The organism is Actinoplanes nipponensis (genome assembly GCF_016862275.1).
In the GTDB taxonomy this organism is placed as follows: Bacteria; Actinomycetota; Actinomycetes; order Mycobacteriales; family Micromonosporaceae; genus Actinoplanes; species Actinoplanes nipponensis.
Window position 1 is genome coordinate 1 of sequence record NZ_BOMQ01000116.1, and the last position, 935, is coordinate 935.

Here is a 935-nt window from a genome sequence, read left to right on the forward strand (position 1 = left end):
GACGTCGCCGCCGCCGGGTGGGTCGTGCACGCTGCCGTCGTCGTACCGGTGGAGCTCGACCGGGTCGCTGGCCAACCCCCGTTCGGGGTGGGTGTCGCTCAAGGACTTCACCGCCGCGCCCTACAACGGCCGGCAGCTGGTCTACGCGACCACCCACGACACCGGCTCGTCCTGGGGGTCGATGAACTTCAGCCCGATCACGAACTGGTCCGAGCTGGCCTCGGCCAGCCAGAACAAGATGTCGTCGGGGGCGGTCGCGCCGTCGCTGTTCTACTTCGCCCCGAAGAACATCTGGGTGCTGACCCACCAGTGGGGTCCCACCGCGTTCTCCTACCGCACCTCCACCGACCCGACCAACGCCAACGGCTGGTCGGCGCCGCAGCCGTTGTTCACCGGCAGCATCAGCGGCTCGGGCACGGGCCCGATCGACCAGACGGTGATCGGTGACGGCACGAACATGTACCTGTTCTTCGCCGGCGACAACGGCAAGATCTACCGGGCCAGCATGCCGATCGGCAACTTCCCGGGCAGCTTCGGCTCCTCCTCCACCACCATCATGAGCGACTCCACCAACAACCTGTTCGAAGCGCCGCAGGTCTACAAGGTCCAGGGCCAGAACCAGTACCTGATGATCGTCGAAGCCATCGGCAGCCAGGGCCGCTACTTCCGGTCCTTCACCGCCACCAGCCTCGGCGGCACCTGGACCCCGCAGGCCGCCACCGAGAGCAACCCCTTCGCCGGCAAAGCCAACAGCGGCGCGACCTGGACCAACGACATCAGCCACGGCGAGCTGATCCGCACCAGCGCCGACCAGACCATGACCATCGACCCCTGCAACCTGCAACTGCTCTACCAGGGCCGCTCCCCCAGCTCCGGCGGCGACTACGGCCTGCTGCCCTACCGCCCCGGCCTGCTCACCCGCCAGCGCTGACCGA

At 67.9% G+C, this 935-nt stretch carries 1 protein-coding gene; it reads left to right on the forward strand.

Translation table 11 applies throughout. The features are described 5' to 3' along the window. Positions 1 to 931: non-reducing end alpha-L-arabinofuranosidase family hydrolase (locus Ani05nite_RS40700; protein ID WP_275410727.1), on the forward strand; the 931-nt coding region annotated here is incomplete at its 5' end. Positions 932 to 935 lie beyond the last annotated feature (4 nt).